This window comes from Aeromonas sp. MTB (assembly GCF_056632455.1).
The window spans coordinates 2095128-2120041 of sequence record NZ_CP147026.1; the positions used below are offsets into that span (position 1 = coordinate 2095128).

The window sequence follows — 24914 nt, forward strand, 5'->3', positions numbered from 1 at the left end:
GGTATCGCTTACCCGATGACGACGTGATCGAGCAGAGTCATCACCACCTGCTGGTGATCCACCCCATCTGCCAGCGCGTCATAGCTGAGGGTAAAGCGGTGACCAAGCACGCTGGGCACCATGGCGCGCACATCGTCGGGCAGCATGTGGTTGCGCCCTTGCAGCCAGGCATAGGCACGGGCGCACTTGTCCAGAGCAATGGATGCGCGGGGGCTGGCGCCGACCGCAATCCACTGTGGCAGCCCGGTGGCTGGGTAGCGATTGGGGTGTCGGGTCGCCATGACCAGCGCAATGATGTAGTGCTCCACCAGCGGTGAGACCGTCATGGCCGATAGCTCTGATCTGGCCTGCAAGATGAGTTCAGGGGAGAGGGGGGCGAACCCCTCGTTCTGCTGGCGGGTACCGCGCTCTTCGGCCCGCACCAGCCGAATGATGGCAAGCTCTGCCTCATCATCGGGGTAGGCGACCGAGACCTTGAGGGCAAAACGGTCCATCTGGGCTTCTGGCAGCGGGTAGGTCCCCTCCTGCTCGATGGGGTTCTGGGTGGCCAGCACCATAAAGAGCTCGGGCAGGCGATGGCTCTTGTCACCGACGGTAACGGTGCCTTCTGCCATCGCCTCCAGCAGCGCCGCTTGTACCTTGGCGGGGGCGCGGTTTACTTCATCGGCCAGTACGATGCTGTTGAAGATGGGGCCTGGCTGGAAACGCAACTGGTGGGCTCCGTCACGCTCCTGATACATCTCGGTGCCGGTCACATCGGAGGGGAGCAGATCGGGGGTGAACTGAATGCGGCCGAAGCGGGTATTGAGGGCTTCTGCCAGCGCCTTGATCGAGCGGGTCTTGGCGGTGCCTGGCAAACCTTCAAGGAGCACGTGGCTATTGGTCAGCAGGCCGATGACCAGGGCGCGGATCACATGGGACTGGCCGACCACACTGTGACCAACCTGTTCGATGAGTTGCGAGATCTGTTGTTGCAAGGGGTTCATAGGGTTTTCCACAGGGTACATTTAACGAGACAGAGATAGGGCTAGGAGGGGCCAACGGGTTTTCAATTTCCAGCCGGCACGGGGCGAGCCGGCTGGAAATTGAAAACGCCCACCAGAGAGTGATAGGCGTTGGAGTCACCGCCTTACTTGATGGTGGCGACTTTTTGTTTGAGTGCGTCCAGCTCTGCCAGTTTGCCCTTGAGCATCAGGCTCTGGGAGCTAATGCTGGCAGGGTTCATCTGGAAGCTCTGCTGCATCGGATAGTTGGGCAGAGTGTCGAAGAACTCTTTCAGGATCCCCTGTGCAGGTACGAACAGCCACATGTTGTCTGCCATCCAGCGCAGATACATGCCTGACTCATGCGGTGCCTTCTCGAACGGGTCAGCGCGCAGGTTGATGATCTGCGGCCAGTTCGGAGTCACACGCGCCGCATCGGTGATGTTGCCCTCCATGGTGGCAAAGTTCAGTTTGAAGTCATTCCAGCGCACGGCGTTTAGTTCGCCGTTTGAGGAGAAGTAGAGCATGGAGTTGCGCGGGGAGGTGTCGGCTTTTCCGGCGAGGTACGGCATGAAGTTGTAACCGTCCAGTTTCACCCGCCACTGTTTGCCGTTGGCCTTGTAGCCCTTGGCCAGCTTCTCTTTCACATCCGGTACACCGGCAGCGGCCAACAGGGTCGGCATCCAGTCCTGATGGGCCATCATGGCGTTGACCTTGGTGCCTGGCTTGATCACGCCTGGCCAGCGAACCAGTTGCGGAACCCGCATCCCGCCTTCCCATGTGGTGCCTTTTTCGCCGTAGAATGGGGTGGTGCCGCCATCCGGCCAGCTGACGGTCTCGGCGCCGTTGTCAGTGGTGTAGATCACGATGGTGTTGTCGGCGACCCCCAGCTCGTCCAGTTTGTCGAGCAGGATCCCCACCTGATCATCGTGCTCCAGCATGCCATCGGCATAGATGCTGACGCCGGATTTACCCTGATACTTCTCTTGCAGACGGGTCCAGACGTGCATGCGGGTGGCGTTGTGCCAGATGAAGAAGGGCTTCTTGGCCTTGACAGCTTTCTCCATGAACGCCAGCGAGGACTCGAGGAACTCTTCGTCAGCATGCTCCATGCGCTTGCGGGTCATGGGGCCGGTATCTTCAATCTTGCCGTCGGCAGAAGATTTGATGACGCCGCGTGGGCCGAACTTCTTCTTGAACTCCGGATCTTTCGGGTAGTAGTAGGTTTCCGGTTCCTCTTCCGCGTTCAGGTGATAGAGGTTACCGAAGAACTCGTCGAAACCGTGTTTGGTCGGTAGATGCTGGTTCTGATCGCCCAAATGGTTCTTGCCAAACTGAGCCGTCATGTAACCCTGCTCTTTGAGCAGATCACCGATGGTGGGGGCCCAATCCGGAATGCCGTGGGTGGATCCGGGCATGCCGATGGTCAGCAGACCGGTACGGAATGGCTCTTCACCGGTAATGAAGGCGGCACGGCCGGCGGTGCAGGATTGCTGACCGTAGTGATCGGTAAAGAGGGCCCCTTCATTGGCGATCCTGTCCAGGTTCGGGGTCTGGTAGCCCATCATCCCCTGGTTGTAGGCACTGATGTTCCAGTAGCCGATGTCATCGCCCATGATGGCAAGAATATTGGGCTTGGCGGCTGCTGTGGCACTACCAGCGGTGGCCATTAAGGCAAGGCTCATGGCTATTTTGTTTATTTGAATGGCCATTATTGGCTCCACTCCTAATCTGATGTGAATTGGTACACAAAATGGGCGATGAAAGCAGCGTGCGTTTAACGCGGTGGAAATATCATCCCGTGCAGGCTGTTGGAGGGGATGGAATACCCGGATGGGCACATTACCCTTTATCGCTGTCGTTATGACCTGCAAAGAGTGATATGACCTGAATAGCCCGAGTTAACCGCAGCTTGAAAATCAGCTTTCAACAGTTTCACTCTATAAATCCCGTTTATCCTTGTCGCCTTATAGCGAATATAACCGCTGGTTATCCGATATTTTCTCTCCAACCCTTTGGTCGCAGGCTATCGGGTGGACTGGAGCGAGCATGGGAAACTGTATCCAGAAGGCGGAGGTGTCTACCGCTATCGATGGCGACAAGGCGAATAAATGGGTGATGGAGTTCACAGTTTGGTTAATTAATTTGGGGATGGTGGCAGTTATGGGCGTTGTGGTGTGACTTTATTCAAAATTCTTACTGGCAAGCCGAGCACTCTTTAATTCTGATTAAGTCATAATTAAGTAAAGTTGGGGTGTTGATTGTTTCGCTCAGATATGAGTTTTTAAAATTGCTCACAATCTCTACGCGAGATTTAAAAGTCTGCTCGAATATTTTTGAACGGATAAATATGACTTGAATGGGAGTGGCCAAATAAATTCAGCTGTGATCTTTGTCTTTTCAAGGTGCCAGGGTCATAAATGCCTATAAAAACAAGGTAAAAGGCTCGGCTATTGACTAAGTTGATAGAAGGCGAAGCATAAAACAGCGCCAGTTTGATACGACAACATCGCATGGGACCCGGATCATGGACAGAGCGCAGGGCGCAGCCCCCTTTTCATTGCAAGTGGATCTAAGGCAGGTGGTGTATGCCCTGTCAGCCTCGCTGGATCTGGTGGGCATTGGCGATGTGGCCCACGGTAAACGGGTCGGGATTATGGCTGCCGAGTGCAGCCGGGAGCTGGGGATGAGTGAGGCCGAACGCTGTCTGCTGTTCGAGCTCGGAGTGCTGCATGATATCGGTGTCTCCTCGACCATCACCCATCACCACCTGGTCAGCGAGTTCGATTGGGAGTCCTCCCAGCGCCACTGCGAGGTGGGATATCAGCTGCTCAAGGATTTCCGTTTGCTGGCCCCACTGGCCCTGCCTATCCGTTATCACCATACCCACTGGCACCTGCTGCGCGAGATGGCCGATGTGGACCCCAATGTAGCCCGTCAGGCCAACCTTATCTTTCTGGTGGATCGCTGCGATGCGTTGGCGGCGCCCTACTATGGTGATGGTTCATTGTTGATGCATACCAACGAGATCCGCGCACGCCTGCAGGATTTCCGTGACGAGTTCTTTGCCCCCGAGCTGGTGGATGCCTTCCTCAAGGCGTCTCGCTCTGAGGCATTCTGGCTGCAGCTGGAAGCGCGCTCCATCAATGATTACATGCTGGAGATGCTGCAGGTGCGGGAGCCTTGCCTGACCTTCAACGGGGAGCTAAAAGCGCTGGCGCAGATCTTCTCCGGCATTGTCGACGCCAAAAGCCCATTCACGATGACGCATTCACTCGGTGTGAGCAGGTTGTCTCGGGCATTGGCCGAGCAGATGGGAGTCAGTGCCATCCATTGTGACATGCTGGAGATCGCCGGTTTGCTGCATGATCTGGGCAAGCTCAGGGTGCCGGACGAGATCCTCGACAAGCCTGCCTGCCTGACGAAAGAGGAGCGGGCAATCATCAATACCCACAGCTTCGAGACTTACCAGATCCTGCGCCATATCGAAGGGTTTGAGGAGATTGCCTGTTGGGCGGCCTATCACCATGAGGAGCCTGACGGGGAGGGCTATCCGTTCCACCTGCCGGCATCCGCCATGGCGCTCGAAGCGCGGATCCTGCGGGTCGCCGATATTTTTCAGGCAATGGTGCAGGACAGACCTTATCGCCGCGGTCTGCCTGCCCGTGATGCATTGACCTTTATGCAGCAACTGGCGGATCAGGGGCGGGTCGATCCCGCTGTGGTGGCGGTGCTGGCCGATCACCTGCCGCAGATGATGATGGCAGCCATTCCGGATCGCGAGCCGGATCATGCCATCAATTGAGGGAGAGCAGGCCGCTGACTCATACCGCCGCGAGCCAGCTATGCTTGGAACAAGCCGAGCATGGTGCCGGTACCGGCGCACAAGACGCCAGCTTGATGGACTACCGTAGGGGAGCAGATATGGAATCGCTAAAAGCCAAGGATTATATGCAGAGCAGACCCATCACCTTCACTGCCGACATGATGGTGCAAGCTGCGGTCGAGAAATTTCTGAACAGTCATCAGCTCGGTGGCCCGGTGGTGGATGGCCAGGGCCATCTGATTGGCTGGATCTCCGAGCAGGATTGCATCGCAGTGCTGCTTAAAGAGGCCTATCACTGCGAACAGGTGGCGCAGGTCAAGGATGTGATGCGCAAGGAGGTGTTGTCGGTGGGGCCAGATACCAGCATTTTGAGCCTGGCGGAGATGATGATGGGGCAAAAGCCGAAAATCTATCCGGTAGTGGAGGAGGGGCGTCTGCTCGGTGTCATCAATCGCCACAACGTCATGCAGGCCATTCACGCCCAGCTCACCACCTGTTTTGTTCATCACACCCACGGTTAACCCTGTTTTCCTCTTTCCCAAGGCAAGCTTCGGCTTGCCTTGGCTATTTCATATGCTGCCATTTATTCGTGTTATGCCATCTTACAATGATTGTTTTACCATATATGAGGATCGGCCAATCTCTCTGTATTCCCATATATAACGCTACGTTAAGGCTTGCACCGCCCCCGCTCGCTCTTTAGGATCGCTCCCAGCTTATCGATATGGCCCCTCTGGGCACCTATTTAAGGAATTCGTACCTTGTCTCTCTCTATCGAGGCGCTGCGCCGCCGTCTCTCTGCCTGCATGAACCTCGACGCCCGCCGCCTTTCCAGCCGTCTGCACGGGGTCAAGAAGCTGCCTGAAGGCAAACAGGCCGCCGTGCTGGAGACCATCGCCGCTGATTTGGCCGCCGCCGAAGTGCGCTATCAAACCCGTCTGGCCGGAGTGCCCAAGGTCACTTATCCGGACAACCTGCCGGTGAGCCAGAAGCAGGCGGAGATCGCCAAGGCGATTCAAGAACATCAAGTGGTGATCATTGCAGGGGAAACAGGCTCGGGCAAAACCACCCAGATCCCCAAGATCTGTCTGGCGCTCGGGCGCGGAGTGAAGGGCTTTATCGGCCACACCCAGCCACGCCGTTTGGCAGCCCGCACCGTCGCGGCCCGTATTGCCGAGGAGATGGAGTCCGAGCTTGGCCACTATGTGGGTTACAAGGTGCGCTTTACCGATCAGGTGAGCGAGCAGACCCACATCAAGCTGATGACCGACGGTATCCTGCTGGCGGAGATCCAGAATGACCGGATGCTGACCCAGTACGACACCATCATCATCGATGAGGCCCACGAGCGCAGCCTCAATATCGACTTCATCCTGGGCTATCTCAAGCAACTGCTGCCCAAGCGCCCCGATCTCAAGGTGATCATCACCTCGGCCACCATCGACCCGCAACGTTTCTCCCGCCATTTCAACAAGGCGCCGGTGATCGAGGTCTCCGGCCGCACTTATCCGGTGGAGGTGCGCTACCGCCCGCTCACCAGTGACAAGAGTGAAGGGCTGGAAGAGCGCGACGAACTGCAGGGTATCTTCGATGCGGTGGAAGAGCTGGCACGCGAAGGGCTGGGGGATATCCTCATCTTCATGAACGGCGAGCGGGAGATCCGCGATACCGCCGATGCCCTGCGCAAACTCAACCTGCGCGATACCGAGGTGCTGCCGCTTTACGCCCGCCTCTCCAACGCCGAGCAGAACAAGGTGTTCCAGCCCCATGCTGGGCGACGCATTGTGCTGGCCACCAACGTGGCGGAGACATCGCTGACGGTGCCGGGCATTCGTTACGTCATTGACCCGGGCACCGCCCGCATCAGTCGTTACTCCTGGCGTACCAAGGTGCAGCGCCTGCCCATCGAGCCGGTCTCCCAGGCCAGTGCCAACCAGCGTAAAGGGCGCTGCGGTCGGGTGGCGGACGGCATCTGTATCCGCCTCTACTCGGAGGAGGATTTCAACGGCCGTCCCGCCTTTACCGATCCCGAGATCCTGCGTACCAACCTGGCTTCCGTCATCCTGCAGATGCTGGCGCTCGGCCTTGGCAACATGGAGGCGTTTCCCTTCGTCGAGCCACCAGAGTCCCGCCATATCAAGGATGGCCTGACTCTCTTGAAAGAGCTGGAGGCGGTGCGCGAGCTGCCCGCCACCGGCGATCGCGAAGCCAAACTGCAGCTGACCGAAACCGGTCGCCAGCTCTCGCGCATCCCTCTTGATCCGCGTTTGGCGAAGATGGTGATCAGCGCGGCGCAGACCGGCTGTTTGAACGAGGTGATGGTGATCACCGCCGCCCTCAGCATTCAGGATCCCCGCGAGCGGCCCATGGAGAAGAAGCAGGCCGCCGACGAGCAGCACAGACGCTTTGAAGACAAGGATTCCGACTTCCTCGCCTTCGTCAATCTGTGGAACTACCTGAAAGAGCAGCAGGATCTCCTTGGCAGCAACCCGTTCCGCCGCATGTGCCAGAAGGAGTTTCTCTCCTACCTGCGGGTGCGCGAGTGGCAGGACATCCATTTCCAGCTGCGTCAGACGGTGAAAGAGCTTGGTTTTAAAGCCAACCATGAACCGGCAGATTTCAAGACGGTGCACTGCGCGCTGTTGACCGGCCTCTTGAGTCATATCGGCAACAAGGATCTGGAAAAGCCCGAGTTCCTCGGTGCTCGCAATGGCCGTTTCCACCTCTTCCCGGCCTCGGGTCTGTTCAAGAAGCCGCCCAAGTGGGTGATGGCCGCCGAGCTGGTGGAGACCTCGCGTCTCTACGCCCGTATCAACGCCAAAATTGAGCCCGAGTGGGTGGAGCCGCTGGCAGGCCACCTCATCAAGCTGCACCACAGCGACCCTCACTGGTCGAAGAAAAACGGCGCCGTGATGGCCAAGGAGAAGGTGACCCTCTATGGTCTGACCCTAGTCAACGAGCGCACCATCAACTTCAGCCGTATCGATCCGGCGCTGTGCCGCGAGCTGTTTATACGCCGCGCGCTGGTGGAGGGGGATTTCGAGACCCGCCACCGTTTCTTCAGCGACAATCGCAAGCTCCTGGCCGAGGTGGAGGCGCTGGAGCACAAATCCCGTCGGCGCGACATCCTGGTGGATGATGAGGACTTGTTCCGCTTCTACGATGCTCGTTTGCCGGAGGAGGTGATCTCCTCCCGTCACTTCGACAAGTGGTGGAAAGAGGCGCAAAAGCGGGATCCCGAGCTGCTCAACTTCGAAAAAGAGATGCTGATGAAGGGGGACGCAGCCCACATCAGCGATCTCGACTACCCCAACTTCTGGCAGCAGGGGCGCCTCAAGCTCAAGCTGACCTATCAGTTCGAGCCGGGGGAGGCCGCCGATGGCGTGACCCTGCATATTCCGCTGCCGCTCCTGAATCAGGTGGAGGTGAAGGGGTTCGAGTGGCTGATCCCGGGGCTGCGCCACGAGCTGTTGGTGGCCCTTATCAAGTCGATGCCCAAGCCGATGCGCAAGAACTTTGTGCCGGCGCCCAACTATGCCGATGCGCTGCTTGCCAGCATCAACCCCGAGCAGGGGCCGCTCTTGGACGAGATGGAGCGTCAACTGCGCCGCATGACCGGCGTCACCGTACCTCGCGAATCCTGGGACTGGAATGCGGTGCCCGATCACCTGAAACTCACCTTCCGGGTGGTGGACGACAAGCACAAGAAGGTGGCTGAAGGGAAAGATCTGGAAGCCTTGAAAGAGTCGCTGCGTGGCAAGGTGCAGGAGACCCTGTCGCAAGTGGCGGATGATGACATCGAGCAGTCCGGTCTCACCCTGTGGAGCTTTGGCGAGCTGCCCCAGGAGTACAGCCAGAAGCGCGGCGGCTTCGAGGTGAAAGCCTATCCGGCGTTGGTGGACGAGAAGGACTCGGTTGCTATTCAGCTGGTGGAGAGCCCTGTGGTGCAGCAGCAGCTGATGTGGGCCGGTCAGCGCCGGCTGGTGCTGCTCAACGTGCCATCTCCCATCAAGTATCTGCAGGAGAAGCTGCCCAACAAGGCCAAGCTCGGGCTCTATTTCAACCCGTTTGGCAAGGTGGCGGAGCTGATTGATGACTGTATCGCCTGTGGCTGCGACAAGCTGATCGAGCAGCATGGCGGGCTGGCTTGGGACGAAGCCGGCTTTGAGGCGCTCAAGGAGTATGTCCGCGCCGAGCTCAACGATGCGGTAGTGGAGGTGGCCAAGCAGGTGGAAGCTGTGCTGACGCTGTCCCATGAGATCAAGAAGCGGCTCAAGGGGAAGATGCAGCTCGACACCGCTTTTGCCATGTCGGATATCCAGCAGCAGCTCGGCAACCTTATTCACAAAGGCTTTGTCACCGAGACCGGCTGGCAGCGGTTGCCTGATTTGCTGCGCTATCTGCGCGCCATCGAGCGTCGCCTGGAGAAGCTCGCCATCGATCCCAACCGGGATCGGGTCTACATGCTCAAGGTGCACAGTGTGGAGTCGGAGTACAAGGCGCTGCTGGCCAAGATCCCCAAATCCCAGCTGATCCCGGCCGAGGTGGTCAATATCCGCTGGATGATTGAGGAGCTGCGGGTGTCGTTCTTCGCTCAGAATCTGGGGACCCCTTACCCGGTCTCCGATAAACGGGTGCTTAACGCCATTGCTCAGTGCTAAGCTGCTATCTAACTCTTTTAACAGCATGATCGCGGGTGATGAGAAGGGGTTGTCGGTCAGGTCGCCCCTTCAAACCGCAAGTCAGGGAGGCAAGGATGCTGGGGATCTGGTTGAGTGTGGCGCAGGTGGTGATCAGCGGTTATCAACCCATCGCGGAACAAACCTGGGTGCAGTTGAACCCGGAATATTACCCGCTGGCGCGCACCCCGCCTGTGATGTTTGTGGCCTGGCGTGGCAATCAGTTTCCGCCGCTGGCCCAAAAGCAGAAGCAGGGTCGCTGGCAGATCCTCTTTCCAGCCAGGTTGGTACCCCCCTTCGATCTGTTTGAGGGGGAGGCGCAGCTCTCCAAAACCTATCTGGCAAGGCTGCGGCGCATCGACGAGATGGCTTACGGGGTTGTCCCCGGGCAGGCTGTTGCGGCTGGTGCAATCGTGCAGCAGGGGAGTGGGTCCCCTGCTTATCACGCGCAACCTGTCGCGCCCTTTATTGCCGAGTTCCGCACACCCCAAGACGCGTTCGGTGGTGTTGATATGCCCAGCGACCCCGACGAGAGCGAACCTCTGCTCGCTCAGCTGGGGGTGACCTTTCGCACAGCGGGGATGAGTGGTGCCCAAGGATATGAGGGAGTAGCGAGCGCCGATATGGCGCTCGCCAGCCACACGGCTAGCTTATCCGCAGGCAGTGACGCCATTCTTACCCTCTCGGCTCCTGCAGCCGGCGGTCCACAAACCGTGTGTCATCAGGTCGCCGCAGGGGAGACCCTGTGGCGTATAGCGAATCAGTTATCCAGCGCCCGGGGAGCAGATACCTACAGCTATTTGCTGGCGCTGGTGGCAGAGAACCAGCAGCGGCTTGGCAAGAGCATTCGAGTCAGAACGGGGGAGGGTCTCTACTGCCCGCGCGCCGAGACCCTGGCGCGGTTTGATGCCCTGAGCCCGGCCCAGCGTCAGCAGCAATTCGCCCGGTTGGAGCAGGGGCGCTAAATGCAGAGTCGGTACCTTGTATCCGAATTTGGCCCGTGGTAGTATTCGCGCTCGTTTTGCGAGGTGCTGACCGGTCGCAGTTAGCACCATAAATTCATCCAAAAGAGATACATACTATGTCTTTCGTATTCCAAGCTGAAGTCCGTTCTGACCTGGGGAAAGGTGCGAGCCGCCGCCTGCGTCAAGCTGACCAAGTTCCTGCCATCGTTTACGGTGCAGGTAAAGAAGCCCTGTCCATCACTGTTGACCACAAGAAAATGATCTTGGCTCAAGAGAAGCCGGAATTCTATGAGTCTGTACTGACTCTGGTTATCAACGGTGAAGAAGTTAACGTAAAAGTGAAAGCTATCCAGCGTCACCCGGTACGTTACAAGCTGATCCACCTGGACTTCGTTCGCGTTTAATAGCGAACCGTCAGGTTGAAGAAAAGCCACTCTCAGGAGTGGCTTTTTGCTATCTGGCATCTTGTGAGCAGGCTGAAGGGACTTGCCTGATAAGCCAGCAAGCCGGTTATCCCAGCTGGCTAAGGGCCTGTTGGCAACGCTGCTCGGCGGCATCAAGCTCCAGCAGTACCATCCTGATATCTTCCATCTGCTGTTGCAGTGTCTCCCGTTTCTCCTCAACCAGTCCCAGCATGGTCTGTAACTGGGTGCGGCTGCTCTTGTCGGCATCATAGAGATCAAACAGCTCGCGGATCTCGGCGAGGCTGAATCCGAGCCGCTTGCCGCGCAGGGTGAGCTTGAGGCGAACCCGATCCTGCTTGCTGTAAATGCGGGTTTGTCCCTCTCGGGCGGGATTGAGCAACCCCTGATCCTCGTAGAAACGGATACTGCGCGTCGTAATATCAAATTCCCGGGCCAGCTCACTGATGCTGAAGCGCCGTCCTTCATCCTTGTTGTTCATACAGACTTCTTGGCGAACTAAATCCTGTCTGCACCTTACCTAAACGTAAACTGCACTGCAACTCTTGTTCCATCGCGTCACAACCTCTATGTTATGGCCATGTAACAAACAGAGGCAGGCAAATGGATATTGCAATTGTGGCGGCAAAACGGACTCCGATGGGGGCGTTTCAGGGGGCATTGGCAGAGGTAACTGCGCCTGAGTTGGGTGCCTATGCCATTGAGGCGGCACTACAGCAAAGTGGGCTGAGTCCGGAGCAGGTCGATGAAGTGTTTATGGGCAATGTGCTGGCGGCGGGCGTGGGGCAAGCGCCAGCCCGGCAGGCGTTGTTGAAAGCAGGGTTGCCAGATAGTGTGCCTGCTACCACGGTCAACAAGGTGTGCGGATCCGGCATGAAAGCAGTGATGCTGGCGGCGGATACCATCCGCCTTGGTGACAACAGGGTAGTGGTCGCGGGGGGGATGGAGAGTATGAGCCGTGCCCCCTATCTGCTGGATAATGCCCGCAGCGGCTTTCGGATGGGGCATCAAAAGGTGCTGGACCACCTATTCCTCGACGGTTTGCAAGATGCCTATGATGGCCAGCTGATGGGGGTGCATGCCCAGCGCAGCGCCGATCTGGCCGGTTTGACCCGCAGTGCCATGGATGAGTTTGCTCTTGCGTCGTTGCAGCGTGCCCGCGATGCGCAGCAAGCCGGTGCGTTTGTGTCCGAACTGACAAGCGTCTATCGCGGTGAGCGCTTGTGGCTGGCCGAAGACGAGCAGCCCGGCAAGGGCAGACCGGAGAAGATCCCTATCCTGAAGCCAGCGTTTGGCAAGGAGGGCACCATTACGGCAGCAAATTCGAGCTCTATCTCGGACGGTGCGGCGGCGCTGATATTGATGGATGGCGCCACGGCGCAAGCCTGGCAGGTACCAGTGCTGGCACGGATCGTCGGTTATCAGAGCCATGCAGCATTGCCCGCCGAGTTTACCTCTGCGCCCATTGGCGCCATTTCACGCTTGCTGGCGCGTCTTGCATGGTCGGTGGAAGAGGTGGATCTATTCGAGATCAACGAGGCCTTCGCCATGGTCACCATGCTGGCCATGAGTGGGGTCGGCATCCCTCATCACAAGGTCAATGTGCATGGTGGGGCCTGTGCACTCGGTCATCCGTTGGGGGCGAGTGGCGCGCGCATTCTGGTGACGCTGATCGCCGCGCTGCGGCAACGGGGTTTGCGGCGAGGCGTGGCCGCGCTCTGTATCGGGGGCGGGGAGGCGACCGCTATCGCGGTCGAGGTGAATGACGAGACGAATTAATTGGTGGCTTCCATCGCCAGCAGTTGTTCCGTGACCCAGGTGGTGGCGGCCAGATAGAGGTGACTCACCTTATCCTCGCTCAGCCCCAGGCGGGCTGTTCTGGCCGTTACCCGCGACCAGTTGGCGCTCTCGTAATCTTCACAAAACGCGAGGTAGAAACCGAGATTGCCTTTGCGCTCCAGCAGCGCCAGCCGAATATCGTCGATAAGAGGGATAGTGCCGAGCAGTTTGTCCATCGGCTGCTCCATCAGTACATCCAGCAGGGAGAAGAGACCGGTGATAAAGGCTTGTTGTGCCTGCTGGCTCGGAGCGTGGGCGTGGGCCAGCAGTTCACAGAATCGGGCACGGATCATCGACATCTGGTAGAGCTCGGCGCTCTTGCCCTTGCCGGCGCTGGTCGCGGCTACCAGCGAAACAAAGCGCTTTAACTGGGTGTTGCCCAGATAGATGGCAGCCTGGCGAAATGACGAAATAGGGTTGGTGTGACCTTTGAGATGGTTGACATAGCGCAGCAGCTTGAGAGAGAGGGAGATATCCTGACCGAGCAGCTGCTCAATCTTGTTGATATCAGGCTCTGCCTCGTTGACCACGTTGAGCAACTGCATCACCACGACTTGCGCTGGCTCCATGGTGGCTTGCTTGACCATCTCGGGTCTGCTGAAGAAAAAGCCCTGGAACAGCTGGATCCCCAGCTGTTTGACCCGCTCGAACTCCGCCTTGTCCTCTACTTTTTCCGCCAGATAGGTGAGCCCCAGCGTCTGATGCCGCTGGATAAACACCTTGATCTGCATCAGGGGGGTGGCACGAAGATCAAACTTGATGATGTGGATAAAGGGGAGGAAGCGCTCCCAATCCGGCGACATGGTGAAGTCATCGAGTGCAAGTTGATATCCCAGCTTGTGCAGCTGTTTCACCTTTTCCAGCAGGGCATCATCCGGTGGGGAATCTTCCAGGATCTCAATCACCACTTTTTCGGGCGGCAGGCACTCTGCCAATCCCTCCAGCAGCAGTGAGTGGGGGAAGTTGATAAAGCAGGGGCGGCCGCCCAACAGCTGATCGATATTTTGTTGGAGGAACTGTTCGACCACCAGGCGTGACGTCGCCTGCTGGGAGGAGATGCTCGGGAAGACATTATTCAGACTATCGCGAAAGAGCAGCTCATAGGCATGAGTTTTGAGGTCTCTGTCGAGGATCGGCTGTCTTGCTACGTAGGAATACATGCCTTGCTCCAGTAAAGGTACTGGGTTGATTTTATGGTGTTGCAGAACACTATGCCAGTGTTCACCTTATTGAGTAAGGCAATAATTGGCATAGCGTTCTTTGCAGGGAAGGAATTTAGAAGAGATAGCTCAATTGTGCACCAGCCAGCCAGGCATCCCCTTCGGAAGTGCCTTGGAAGGTGGAGGTCGTCATCGGATTACCCGGTTGCAGCTCCATTTTTTCAGTGACATCCACCTTTTTGCCATCGATCAGGGTCAGCCCCAGATCCACGGTCAGGTTGGGCGTGAACTGATACCCCATTCCCAGGCTGTACCAGAGCCGATCGGCATCTGGGATGGAAATGGTACGACGATCGGCTGGCACAGGGCTGGCGTCATAGGCCACACCGGAGCGCAGTTGCCACTTGGGAGTGACCTGATAGGTCATACCGATGGCGTAGCGCCAGCTATCTTCCCAGTGCTCATCCTTGATGTGCATGTTCTGCAAATTGTTGAGATCAGCTTCCAACTGAACGAATTTGCTCCAGTTGGTCCAATTCAGGCTGCCGTGGATAGCCAGCTTGTCAGTCAGCTGATGGAATGCCGCCAACTCTGCCGTCGCTGGCAACGGCAGATCCAGACTGCCGGTATCTCTGATCTCGGTAACGGAGCCATCTGCATTGGGTCGGCCCACGATAGCATCTCCCGAGAGGGTCAAAGTGACATCGTGACGGTAGGAGAGGCCAATTCGGGTTTGTTCGGACAACTTCAGCAAGGTGCCGACATTCCAGCCCCATGCCCAGCCATCCCCTTGCAAATGTTTTGCGATCAGGTTGCGAGAAGGGAAGGTGCCACCGACTTCGCCTTCGCCCTGAATAGCAGAGATCCCGGCACCAATTGACCACATCTCATTGATGCGATAGGCGAGTGAGGTACCCAGATCCATGGTCTTGATATCGGAGACATTGCCAAAGTGTCCCGCGCTGTAGTTATCCGGCATCTTGACGCCAAGGCCGTAGTAAGAGGTTGCCGAGAAGCCTAGTCGCCACTGCTCATTGAGTGGAATGATCAGATAGGCGTTGGGTACCCAGGCTGCGGCGGCGATATCGTGTGCACTGGCATCGGAGGTGACGATACCGGCTTTGGTCGGCAAGCGGGTGTTGCCTTCAATATTGACGTCAGGACTGACATAGATGACTCCGCCAGAGAGCGCCATCTGATCGAAGCGGGTCATGGCTGCTGCATTGCGGGAGAGTACACTGGCGTTATCCGCGATGGCTGCCTCACCGGCAAAGGCGCGTCCCAGGCCTGTAGCGGACTGTTCAGCCAGCTGGAACCCGGCGGCATGAGTCTGACCCGCGATCACCAGCAGGGCGATGGCGGACGGTTTGATGATGGGATGCATGGCAAAATCCTTGCTGTTACCCGAAGGTTCAATCGGTCATATGAATGGAGGCAGGATTTTATATGGTATGACCAGTAAGGCAACGGTAATGGCCAGTATCTGGATAAAACAAGATTAAATGCTGGGATGATGCAATCTAATAGATTGATTAGAAAAGAAAAATAAACAGGTGTGTGCTACATGTGTGCGCTGAAATGGCTTTTGCGGATAAAAAAGAGCGCCTGGCGGCGCTCTCTCCATTCTATCAATAATCAGAACTTCATGTTGAACTGGGCTGAGGCCAGGAAGGCGTTGCCGTGGGAAGTTCCTTTCCAACGCAGGCTGTCGGAGTGGCTACGCAGACCTTCGTTGACGTCAACTTCTTTACCGTCCAGATAAGCCATACCAAAGTCAACGCTCATATCGGTGTTGATATGGTAGGTGGCACCGGCGCTGTACCAGATACGGTCTGAGTCGGGAATGCTCAGGCTGCGGTAGTCAGCTTCGATCGGGGTGTTGTCATAGGCAAAGCCCATGCGAGCTTCCCAGGCCGGGTTGATATACCAGGTACCGCCGATGGAGTAACGAGTAGAGTCTTTAAACTTCTCATCTTTTTGCAGACATACGCCGCCAGCACATTGGCTGCTGGTTGCTTTCAGCTCCTGGAAGGCGCTCCAGTCAGTCCAGTTTACAGAGTAATGAACAGCAAACTGTGGGCTCAGGCGATGGTAACCGGCGAACTCGGCTTGTGCAGGCAGATCCAGTTTCAGGTTGCCATCCACGGTGCGATTCAGTGAGCTTGCGCCTTGGAAATCACCATCAAAGCTCATATCGACTTGTGAACGGTAGGTCAGTGCAAAGCGATGGTTTTCATTGACTTCATACAGGGTACCAACGTTCCAGCCAAAGCCCCAGGTGTCGCCTTTCAGGTGAGCCAGACGAGTATCTGTCGGCAGCGGGCCACCTTGGCTAGGTGGGTTCAGCGGGCCCAGCAGACCGGCATAGCGGTTGAGTTCGGCGGCACCGTAAACGGCGTTGATACCAGCACCGACACTGAAGTGTTCGTTGACACGATAGGCAATGTTCGGGTTGATATTGAAGGTCATCAACTCGGTATCACCTGCACCGGCACCAGCCGGGAAGGTTTTGGAGTATTCGGTGGAGAGACCGTAGTTGGAGAAGATGCCAATACCCCAGGCCCACTGGTCATTCAGCGGCTGAATAAAGTAGGAGGCGGGAACGAAGGCTGCCGGAGCAATGCCACTTTCGCTGGCTGGCGCCATTTTGTTCGCGCCAGCGTAAACAGCACCATCTACATCCACATCCGGTTTGATGTAGGTGCCGGAGACAGAAACTGCCATCTTGTCGAAGGTGGTCATGGCGGCCGGGTTACGGGCCAGAACGGAGGCGTTGTCGGCGATAGCCGCTTCACCGGCATAGGCGCGACCCAAACCGGAGGCCGAGTGCTCGTTCAACTGGAATGCCGCAGCATGGACTTGACCGGTGGCCAGCGCGATGGTGGCGGCAATCAGGCTCTTTTTGAAAATAGTTGTCGTCATGGTGTTCTCTCTTGTAGGCAGATTTTTTTGCCGATATTGGCTGCACGTTCAATGCAAACCTCGACAAAATCCGTTTTTATTTCAGCTTCTTCCCAATCAATTCTGGCGTGATTCTATGGATCTGGTAGGAGGTAAGAAATCAGACCAGTGACAGCAGAATACATAAAAGTGATCGATGTGTTAATCATTTGTTTTAACTTGCTGTTTAATTCATCATTCTCAGGGGCTAAAGGCGGAATATTGACCTGGATTGCCGATCTCCGTCACAAAAATAATTTTGTCAATTTTTCGAAATCTTGAGGCAAATGAGTGACAAAGGGGAGTAAACAGGGAGGGAACAGGCTGCGGCTCGTGACCGCAGCCTGCTATTGAGGATGGTTCGGAGGTTGTTAACCGGCGATGTTAAATGTCCCACTGCAGACGTGACTGCAGGGCGTTGGCAACGGGGGCAAGTGGCTCTCTCATCTCGCCAATCAGTACCATATTGGCGCCTTTGAGCTGGACAATCTCCCCTTTGAGGGTGCCATCTTCAAAGGTGGCCTGTTGCAGGGTTAATGGCACATGTTTGGGCACTAAAAAGAGAGTGACTGGCCCCATCTTTCCCTGGATCACCATGTGCAAGGCTGGTCCCTGATAAAACGAGCAGTGATTGACATAGGTCACCTTGAGCCCATCCATCCCGCTTAAGGTGGCGCCATACTTCTCCATCTTGGCATTGATGTTATGCAGATTGACCTGCTCATCGACACCTTCAATAAAGGGTTCTTCGCCATAGACATGAGCCATCGCCACCTGTGCGAGGGAGAGGGCCGCAGGAGCCGTTTCTGGCAGCGTGATCCAGCGGGTGCTCATTCCCAGCAGGAAGGCGACCGATGCAGCCAGGGCGATCTGGCGCCAGGATGTTGATGTCCGGAGCTTGACCGGCGCCGTGCCAAGGGGTCGGGATGGCGGCATCTCATCTTGCGCGTCACTGTCTTGCAGCATGGCTTGCCTGAGCAGGATTCGTTCGGCCAGTCCGGCGGGAACCTCTACCTGCATGGAGCGCTTGAGGCTTCTGTCGAACTGCTTCATCTCGTCGAGATAGTTCCGATTGGCCTGGCTGGCTTCAGCTGTTTTGAGAAAATCCGGCAGTTGATCGTGGGGCTGGATCATGGCGTTGCGGCGAAATTCGAGTTCATCCATGTCCGTGTCCTCTTGCTTGGTTCTTCTGCTCCATCGCCTCCTTGATCTGGTTGCGGGCGCGGAACAGTCGAGTCATGACGGTGTTCTTGTTGAGGCCGAGCATCTCGGCAATCTCCTCACCACTGAATCCTCCCACGACTTGCAGCAGCAGTGGCTCCTGGTACTCCTCGGGCAACCGGGCGATGTGACGGTGCAACCACTCGTTCTCCATTTCCTGTTCGCTGTGCAGCGCATCGTGCTGGGGCTGAGGGTGATCGTCGAGATCCACCAGCTCCAGCTGTTTGCGTTCAAAGCGGCGGGCGTTCTCCCGTCTGAGGATGGTGATCAGCCACCCTTTGGCCGCCTTGTCATCCTGCAGGGTGTCGATAGCCTTCCAGGCACGCAGGAAGGTCTCTTGCACCAGATCTTCCGCTACGTTGGGATCCCGGGTCAGCCAGTAGGCATACCGGTAGAGATCGCCATGCAGTGCATGAACCAGTGCTTCAAATTTGGTTTGTTTGTCAGCCATGGGATCAGAGACCGGCGAAGTGGCCGGATCATTTCCACCAATATGCTGCTGAGCACGTTTTTTTCTAAAAAACAGCAGTGCCATAGGGCAATCCTTGTCAGGGCGCGTAGCGGCGGGAGCGGGAACTCCCGTGGGCCAGCAGGTAAATCAGGTACGCAATACCGTCCGTTTCATCAGCCCTGAGGGTACGCGCCAGAGCGCACCACTCGATGGGCGGGCCAGAAGAGGGTCGTGCAAAACAGGCTCGCTCGAGTGCGGCGAGTGCGTTGCCGAGCCGATTATGCCCAGCGTCGGGCAACTGGCCTAATTGATAATAGGAGACCTGCCAGCGCAAGGTCGCCCATCGGATCAGTGCCTTGCGACTAGCATCCGGCTGGTGTCGGGCAAGGGCACGTTGCAGTTGATAGAAGGCGCGCCAGCGGGGCCAGTGGCGCCATAGCGCACGCAGCGTTATGGCCAGCACGACCCACCAAAGGCTCTCTCGCAGTGCCACCTGCGATGTCTGCTGATCAGGTTGCCGATTTGTCGTTGCCTGAAACGTCAGCGTGATGGCAGGGAGGTTGGCCTGCTCAATCCGGCCGCTTTGGGTATTAAACCAGGGCAGATCAATGGGGGGCAGCTGGTAGTCACCGCTCTGCTCCGCAACCAGAGTCTGGCGCCACTGCCGCTCAAACAGCAGCTTGCCATCTCGGTAACGCTCCTGCTGTTGCTCGCCATCGGGATGTGCCTGTATGCCGCTTGGCAGTTGATGGGCCATCAGGGGGGCAAGCTGTATCTGGCCGCTGTCACCATTCTCCATGGTTAGGGTGAGGATCCGGATCAGCGGTTCACCCACTTCCCCCGTGGTGGCCGGTTCAAGACGCTGGCTCAGGGTCAGCCGGGTGGCCACCGGCGTGGCGGGGGCTTTGTCGACCCGAACCTCGAGTGGTGCCGCGCGGGCCGAGAGTTTTTGCGGCTTGCTCCCTTGCTGCGTGAGCTGCCCCTGCAAGCGGGGTGAGTCGAGGTACCAGAGTCCCGGCGCTTTTGCCTGAATAAGCCAGCTGCGGGTGAGCCTGCCGGGCAGACCTGCCTGAGCGGGTGCGATCCACTCGTCGCTTCCGAGGCGACGGATGGTGAAGTGGGCAGAGCTGAGCTCGCTCAGGGCCGGGTTTTGCATGCTGGTAGGTAGCCACAGTGTCAGCCGGTAGATCACCGGCTGGCCGGGATAGAGCGGGCCCTGATGCTCAAGGCTGGCCTGCATCTCGAGGGGCGAGGGGGCTGCGGGTTGCGGCAGCGCCGCTGTTTTCACCTCTCTCAATGGCAGGGTGAGCGAGGGGGTAGACTCATTTCCCAGCTTGAGCGGGGCAATCACCACCTTTGTATTAGCAGGTGAGTCGCTCTGGTGCAGCGGGATCTGCCAGCGAGTCAGTTGCTGTACCGGGGTCGTGACCCGGCTCATGGTCACTCTGCCCACTGCAAACTGGCGCAGTAGGGGGTGATCTCCAGTTCGCTGCTCTGGCGCTCGCCATCCGCTTCGATGATCAGCAGCCAATCGCTGGGGTCGGCCCCCGGCAGCAGCTCTGCCCGAGGGGGCAAAGCCCAGCAAAGTGGACTCGCAAGTGCGAGCAACAGCCCCCATCCTGCCCGTGTCACCAGGGCTCCTCCACCTTGATAAGGTCCCGGCGCAGCGCCTCTTTGCGCAGTCGCTGCTCCAGCAGCAACACCGGGGGAGAGGGTGGCAAGGGCTTGGCTGCTGCCTGCTGTTCAGCGGATGGTTCGGGCTGCTTGCTGCTGTTGCTATCGGGTGCAGCGGCCGCACCGCCTTGCAACAGAGAGAGGTTATAGAGCGCATCTTCATGGCCGGGTTCAAGCGCCAGAGCGGCCAGATAGGCCTCTTTGGCGGCCGCAAACTCCCCCAGTTGCAGCAGGGCATTGCCGCGGTTGTAGTGGGCGGTGGCGCTCGTCGCTTCCTGATAGGCTGCGATGGCTTGCCGGTAGGCTCCGGCCCGATACCAGGCGTTGCCGCGCCAGACTGGATCGTTGAAGGTATGGGCAGCCCGCTGAAAATCCCCCTCTTGATAAGCCTGCATCGCTTGCAGATCCCCCCTCTCTGTTGCTTGCAGATCTTGTGGCGCAAGCAGCTGAGCTCCCACCATCAGCGCCATCATCAACCGAGCGCCGACTCTGGCCAACAAGGCCAATGGTAATAACGGGATCAGCAGCCAGGGGCCAAGATCCAGTGGCGCCGGGGTGAGGGCCGAGGTTGTTGTGGGCAGCGGTGCAAAGCGTGGCGCTTCGCTGCCAAGCCACTGTAGCTCACCGCCGAGGCGATTGGCCAGTGCGGCAATCGCCTGGCTATCGGGAACGGGCAACTGTGCTGGCACCCGGGTGGCAAACCCCAGTTCATTGGCTGGGATCGCGGGCATGGGGGCCGGTTGACCGCTGCTGGCGAGCAGAATATCGAGTCGAGCCGACGGGTTATCGCGGCAAAGAAGGCGCTGCTGGCAAGGCCACAAGGCGCTAATTTGTTCCATCTGGTTCGTAGTGAGGTCATCGGTGATCAGCAGCAGACGCGCTTGTTCTCCAGGGGCCAGCTGCTTCATGGCAAGTTCCACAGCCCGTGTCGGGTTGCTGCCCTGCAGCGGCATGATATCGGGGCGCAAGTCGGGCAGCAGCAGTGAAAGGGCCTGATGATCCCGGGTTGGCGGCATGGCGAGATAGGCGTCGCCTGCGTAGAGGATCAGCGCAATGCGATCGCCCTTGGCGCGGCTCAGCAGCTGCTGTAATTGCCATCTGACCCGGGTTGCCCGATCCGGTTTGAGGTCGGTGGCGGTCATCGAGCGTGACAAGTCCAGTAGCCAGATATCGAGCGGTGCTGCAGGCTGCTGTTGCAGCTCACCGCGCAGTGCCGGTCCACTCAGGGCCAAAATCACGGGCAGGGTTGCCAGCCAGAGCCAGGGGCGCTGAGGACGGGATGCTGGTAGCAGATAAGCCTGCATCGCTGGTGCGAGCAGCGGGGGCCGGCGACGACGGTGCCACCCTTGCCAGAGCCAGGGGATGAGTGCGATCAGCCACAGGGGGCGGAGCAAGATCAGCTCCATCTGCGTGCACCTCGTGTCAGCCAGCTACGCACCATGCGAAACTCCAGCCTGCCGTGCCCTGATGGCAGAAGCAGCAAGCCACAAAGCAGTGCCAACGGCCAGGGGTAGAGCTCGATCACCGACTGGTACTGGGCAATCGGCATGGGGGCAGGTTCAAGGGCATTGAGAGTCGCGTTGATGGCATCGAGATCGCTTTGGGTGCGTGCCCGAAAGTAACGCCCCTGACCTGTCTGTGCCAGCTCTTTCAGGAGTGGCTCGTCCAGTTCGCTGCTGGGATCGGCCTGACCGCTGCCCGCCTCATCGTAGGGTTGGATAAAGGTATCGGGATCGGCCCCGACCCCCAGCGTGTAGATCCGTATTCCCTGCGCTGCGGCGAGTTTGGCCTCCTGCTGCGGGTCGGCATTGCCTGCAGTGTTGCGGCCATCGGTCACCAGTAGCAGGGCGGTGGGGCGACCTGGGTCTCCATGCTGGCGTGCCAGCAAAATGGCCTCACCAAGGGCGGTGGTGCGGCCGACCAGATCAAAATCAAGCTCGTCGCTCAAGGTCAACAGCGCCGGGATCTCCTGAGTGAGGGGAGAGAGCAGGTAGGCGTGATCGGCAAAGACAATGAGGCCCACCCTGTCTCCGGCCCGTTTGGCGATCAGCGTCTTGATCTGCTGGCGCACCGCCGTTAGCCGTGCTTGCTGCTCGCCGTTATCGAGCATATCAGGGGTGCGCATGCTGTCTGACAGATCCACCGCCAGCAGCAGATCCCGACTCCCTTCATATTGAATAACCGGTTCTCCCCACCACTGGGGGCGGCAGAGGGCGAGGATAAGGGCGCACCAGAGCAGCATGGCGCGCCAGAGCGGTAATCCGGCCTGAGGACGCAGCAGCGCAAACCCGGGGTGAGCCAGATAGCCGCGGCGCAGGGGCGGCAAGCCGAAGCGCACCAGCAAGGGCAGCACCAGCGCCAGCGCAAACCAAGGCCAGGCCAGGATCATGGATGCCTCCGCGCGGTTTTACGCCTCGAGCGGGGGGCGAGCTGGAAGAAGAGGGTTTGACCCCAACGGCGATAATGTTGCTGAAGCTGTTCGCACTGCTCGCGAGTCGGGTTCTGGCTGCCATAGAGCCAACTGCTCCAGTGAGACGAGAACTGGCTAAAATCGCTGCCACCGTGACGATCGACGAAGGCGAGCCACGCCTCTCCCTGAAGCTGGCGCGCCTCGGGCCAGCGTTGCAATGCTTCATGACGCAGGGCCTCCTGTATGCGTGCCACCAGCAGTGCCGGATCTCCCTCCAGCTGATGACACCAGCGGCGGTAACGTATCACCCTCTTGGCAATCAGGACGAGCAGCAGCAGAAGAAAACCGGCGATCAGGAGCCACAATAGCGCCTGCACTCTGGGAGCAAGACTCTGTTCAATCAGATCCGGCCCCGGGTGGATGTCTCGCATCAGGGCGGCCAGCGGCGGAGTGATGGCGTCGGAGGCGGGACTGGCGCTGTCGAGTGTGGCGGGGGAGATCATCCCTGATGACATAACCCCTCCTGCCACTGCTGTTGCAGCGTCTGGCTGTTATCGAGCAGATAGAGGCGCTGCACCAGCGGCAGCAACTGCTGCTTGCCGTGGGTCAGTTGCTGTTCGGCAGCTTGCTGGTAGCGGCGGGAGAAACCGGCATGGCGCCCATCCAGCCAGCCCTGATAGTGCTGCCCTGGCCGATCGATAGCCACTGGCAGCTGGCCGTCAGAGGGAAGGGCGGCCTCGAGGGGGTCGCGGATCTGCCAATAGTGAATATCGTGGCGCCGGGAGAGCAGCTGCAATTGCTTACAGAGCGCCGACTCGCAGGGTCTGTGATCGGTGATGATCGTCAGCTTGGCTCCGTGAGGCAACTCCACGCCAGACAAGGTGTCGGCTAGCGAGTGAGAAAGGGGCCGACGTGCCAGCCCTTGCTGGTAGTGATGGCAGAGGGATTCAAGCAGAGGCAGCACGCTGCCGCGCTGGTTCTGGTGATGGGGGGTAAGCCCGTGGCAGATCAGGGTGTTGTGCTGCTTCTCCCCTTGCCAGATCAGGGCTGCTGCCAGCTCGCACCCCAGACGCGCCTTGAGCTGCCGTGTGGAGCCGAAATACATAGCGGGAGAGAGATCGAGCAGCAGCCAGTGCGCCTGATCGAGCTCCTCGCTATAGAGGCGGGTATAGGGACGACCGAGGCGCGCCGTCACTCGCCAGTCGATATGGCGTACCTCGTCACCAGCCTGATAGGCGCGCAGCTCGCGAAACGTGAGTCCGGGAGAGCGGCCCGGTTTGCCGCGTTCGCTGCTGCTTCTGCCTGCGTGAGGTGGCTTCCTGGCCTTGGCCCAGAGCCGGATATTGAGCAACCGTGGCAGCGACAGGGCGATATCGGGATGCAGACTGGGATCTAGGGGCATGGCACCTGATCCAGCAGTTGGGCGATCAGGATATCGTTATCCAGATTGTCGGCCAGTGCCTGATAGCTGGGAATAAGGCGGTGGCGCAACACCGGATAGGCTTGCAGCTGGATATCTTCCGGCAGCACATAATCTCGTCCGGCAAGCCAGGCTCGGGCGCGGGCGGAGCGAGCCAGCCCCAGCGTAGCCCGAGGGCTGGCCCCCACGGCAATCAATGGCTCAAGGGCTGGGCAAAGACCACTGCCCGGGCGAGTGGCGCAGACCAGCTCCACCAGATAGTGCTCCAGTCTGCTTTGCATGGTGACCGCCAGCACTTCGCTGCGAGCACGTTGCAAGGTGGTCTGGCTCAGGGTCACCGGCGCCGCGCCGAGCTGTTCCCCGCTGGCATTGAGCTGCAGGATGGCGAGCTCCATCGTAGGGCTCGGGTAATCCACCATCAGCTTGAGCAGAAAGCGGTCGAGTTGTGCCTCCGGCAGGGTATAGGTTCCTTCCTGCTCGATAGGGTTCTGGGTGGCGGCCACCATAAAGAGAGGTGGCAGCCGCCAGCTCTTTTTGCCCACGGTGATCTGGTGTTCGGCCATGGCCTCCAGCAGCGCTGATTGCACCTTGGCCGGCGCCCGGTTGATCTCGTCCGCCAGCACCAGATGGTTGAAGAGGGGGCCCGGTTGGAATACAAAACTGGCATCCTGCGGATGAAACACCTCGCTGCCGGTGAGATCGGCGGGAAGCAGGTCGGGGGTGAACTGGATACGGGCAAAGCGCCCTTCGACGGCGCCAGCGAGCGCCTTGACGGCGCGGGTTTTGGCCAGCCCGGGAGCCCCTTCGATTAACACATGTCCTTCACATAACAGGGCAATCAGGAGCCCTTCAATTAGCTCCTCCTGCCCCAGGATCTGACTGCCAAGATAGTCCCTAAGCGCTCTGAACTCCGCCGCTGCCATG

20 protein-coding genes and 1 pseudogene are annotated in these 24914 nt (G+C 58.6%); 7 read left to right on the top strand and 14 right to left on the bottom strand.

The window, feature by feature from the left end; genetic code table 11:
• Positions 1 to 8: 8 nt before the first annotated feature.
• Together WBR25_RS09680 and WBR25_RS09685 are read right to left on the bottom strand one after the other, a co-directional pair.
• On the bottom strand, positions 9 to 986 hold the full coding sequence (locus WBR25_RS09680) for an AAA family ATPase (RefSeq protein ID WP_479749756.1): 978 nt from the start codon (positions 984 to 986) through the stop codon (positions 9 to 11).
• A gap of 143 nt (positions 987 to 1129) precedes the next feature.
• Positions 1130 to 2668, bottom strand: a complete 1539-nt coding sequence (locus tag WBR25_RS09685) for an arylsulfatase (RefSeq protein WP_223849303.1) — start codon at positions 2666 to 2668, stop codon at positions 1130 to 1132.
• 364 nt (positions 2669 to 3032) lie between these two features.
• On the opposite strand from WBR25_RS09685, the gene WBR25_RS09690 reads away from it, so the two are divergent.
• The 6 genes from WBR25_RS09690 (at position 3033) to rplY (ending at position 10857) form a co-directional block, all read left to right on the top strand.
• Positions 3033 to 3164: a hypothetical protein gene (locus WBR25_RS09690; protein ID WP_265113263.1), complete on the top strand. Its 132-nt coding sequence runs from the start codon at positions 3033 to 3035 to the stop codon at positions 3162 to 3164.
• A 346-nt stretch (positions 3165 to 3510) separates the two neighbouring features.
• On the top strand, positions 3511 to 4788 hold the full coding sequence (locus tag WBR25_RS09695) for an HD-GYP domain-containing protein (RefSeq protein WP_026035113.1): 1278 nt from the start codon (positions 3511 to 3513) through the stop codon (positions 4786 to 4788).
• Positions 4789 to 4907: 119 nt separating this feature from the next.
• Positions 4908 to 5330 (top strand): CBS domain-containing protein, encoded by a 423-nt coding sequence (locus tag WBR25_RS09700; RefSeq protein WP_005333273.1) that lies wholly within the window; start codon positions 4908 to 4910, stop codon positions 5328 to 5330.
• A gap of 240 nt (positions 5331 to 5570) precedes the next feature.
• A complete protein-coding gene (gene hrpA, locus WBR25_RS09705; protein ID WP_479749757.1) occupies positions 5571 to 9470 on the top strand; it encodes an ATP-dependent RNA helicase HrpA in 3900 nt (1299 codons plus the stop codon).
• Positions 9471 to 9565: 95 nt separating this feature from the next.
• Positions 9566 to 10453 (top strand): hypothetical protein, encoded by an 888-nt coding sequence (locus WBR25_RS09710; RefSeq protein ID WP_479749758.1) that lies wholly within the window; start codon positions 9566 to 9568, stop codon positions 10451 to 10453.
• A 116-nt stretch (positions 10454 to 10569) separates the two neighbouring features.
• Complete coding sequence (gene rplY / locus WBR25_RS09715; RefSeq protein ID WP_005333252.1) at positions 10570 to 10857, top strand: 50S ribosomal protein L25; 288 nt, start codon at positions 10570 to 10572, stop codon at positions 10855 to 10857.
• Between the two features lie 106 nt (positions 10858 to 10963).
• Here the strand turns inward: rplY and WBR25_RS09720 are convergent, their stop codons facing one another.
• Entirely contained in the window at positions 10964 to 11356 is a 393-nt protein-coding gene (locus WBR25_RS09720) for a MerR family transcriptional regulator (RefSeq protein ID WP_005360322.1), read from the bottom strand.
• A 122-nt stretch (positions 11357 to 11478) separates the two neighbouring features.
• Here WBR25_RS09720 and WBR25_RS09725 point away from each other — a divergent pair, with 122 nt between their 5' ends.
• The gene (locus WBR25_RS09725) at positions 11479 to 12654 is read left to right on the top strand and encodes a thiolase family protein (protein WP_342402364.1); all 1176 of its coding nucleotides are present in this window, start codon (positions 11479 to 11481) and stop codon (positions 12652 to 12654) included.
• On the opposite strand, the gene WBR25_RS09730 is transcribed toward WBR25_RS09725, so the two are convergent.
• From WBR25_RS09730 to WBR25_RS09780, 11 genes and pseudogenes are all read right to left on the bottom strand, one after another.
• Positions 12651 to 13874 (bottom strand): EAL and HDOD domain-containing protein, encoded by a 1224-nt coding sequence (locus WBR25_RS09730; RefSeq protein ID WP_005333249.1) that lies wholly within the window; start codon positions 13872 to 13874, stop codon positions 12651 to 12653. The two genes, WBR25_RS09725 and WBR25_RS09730, sit on opposite strands and share 4 nt — an antisense overlap.
• A gap of 115 nt (positions 13875 to 13989) precedes the next feature.
• Positions 13990 to 15258: an OmpP1/FadL family transporter gene (locus tag WBR25_RS09735; protein WP_479749759.1), complete on the bottom strand. Its 1269-nt coding sequence runs from the start codon at positions 15256 to 15258 to the stop codon at positions 13990 to 13992.
• A 251-nt stretch (positions 15259 to 15509) separates the two neighbouring features.
• Positions 15510 to 16796 carry an outer membrane protein transport protein gene (locus WBR25_RS09740; RefSeq protein WP_005360328.1) on the bottom strand — a complete coding sequence of 429 codons (1287 nt, stop codon included), beginning with the start codon at positions 16794 to 16796 and terminating at the stop codon, positions 15510 to 15512.
• A gap of 402 nt (positions 16797 to 17198) precedes the next feature.
• A complete protein-coding gene (locus WBR25_RS09745) occupies positions 17199 to 17978 on the bottom strand; it encodes a DUF3379 domain-containing protein (protein ID WP_479749760.1) in 780 nt (259 codons plus the stop codon).
• Positions 17971 to 18570, bottom strand: coding sequence for a sigma-70 family RNA polymerase sigma factor (locus WBR25_RS09750; RefSeq protein ID WP_005333245.1), 600 nt, complete (start codon positions 18568 to 18570; stop codon positions 17971 to 17973). Before WBR25_RS09750 ends, WBR25_RS09745 begins: the two co-directional genes overlap by 8 nt.
• Before the next feature lie 13 nt (positions 18571 to 18583).
• A pseudogene (locus WBR25_RS09755) lies at positions 18584 to 20094 on the bottom strand (BatD family protein).
• Between the two features lie 20 nt (positions 20095 to 20114).
• Positions 20115 to 21566: a VWA domain-containing protein gene (locus WBR25_RS09760; RefSeq protein WP_479749761.1), complete on the bottom strand. Its 1452-nt coding sequence runs from the start codon at positions 21564 to 21566 to the stop codon at positions 20115 to 20117.
• Complete coding sequence (locus WBR25_RS09765; RefSeq protein ID WP_479749762.1) at positions 21557 to 22549, bottom strand: VWA domain-containing protein; 993 nt, start codon at positions 22547 to 22549, stop codon at positions 21557 to 21559. Before WBR25_RS09765 ends, WBR25_RS09760 begins: the two co-directional genes overlap by 10 nt.
• Positions 22546 to 23085, bottom strand: coding sequence for a DUF4381 family protein (locus WBR25_RS09770; protein WP_479749763.1), 540 nt, complete (start codon positions 23083 to 23085; stop codon positions 22546 to 22548). The genes WBR25_RS09765 and WBR25_RS09770 overlap by 4 nt, the downstream gene beginning before the upstream one ends.
• A complete protein-coding gene (locus WBR25_RS09775) occupies positions 23070 to 23972 on the bottom strand; it encodes a DUF58 domain-containing protein (protein ID WP_479749764.1) in 903 nt (300 codons plus the stop codon). The genes WBR25_RS09770 and WBR25_RS09775 overlap by 16 nt, the downstream gene beginning before the upstream one ends.
• Positions 23963 to 24913 carry an AAA family ATPase gene (locus WBR25_RS09780; RefSeq protein ID WP_199428218.1) on the bottom strand — a complete coding sequence of 317 codons (951 nt, stop codon included), beginning with the start codon at positions 24911 to 24913 and terminating at the stop codon, positions 23963 to 23965. Before WBR25_RS09780 ends, WBR25_RS09775 begins: the two co-directional genes overlap by 10 nt.
• Position 24914 lies beyond the last annotated feature (1 nt).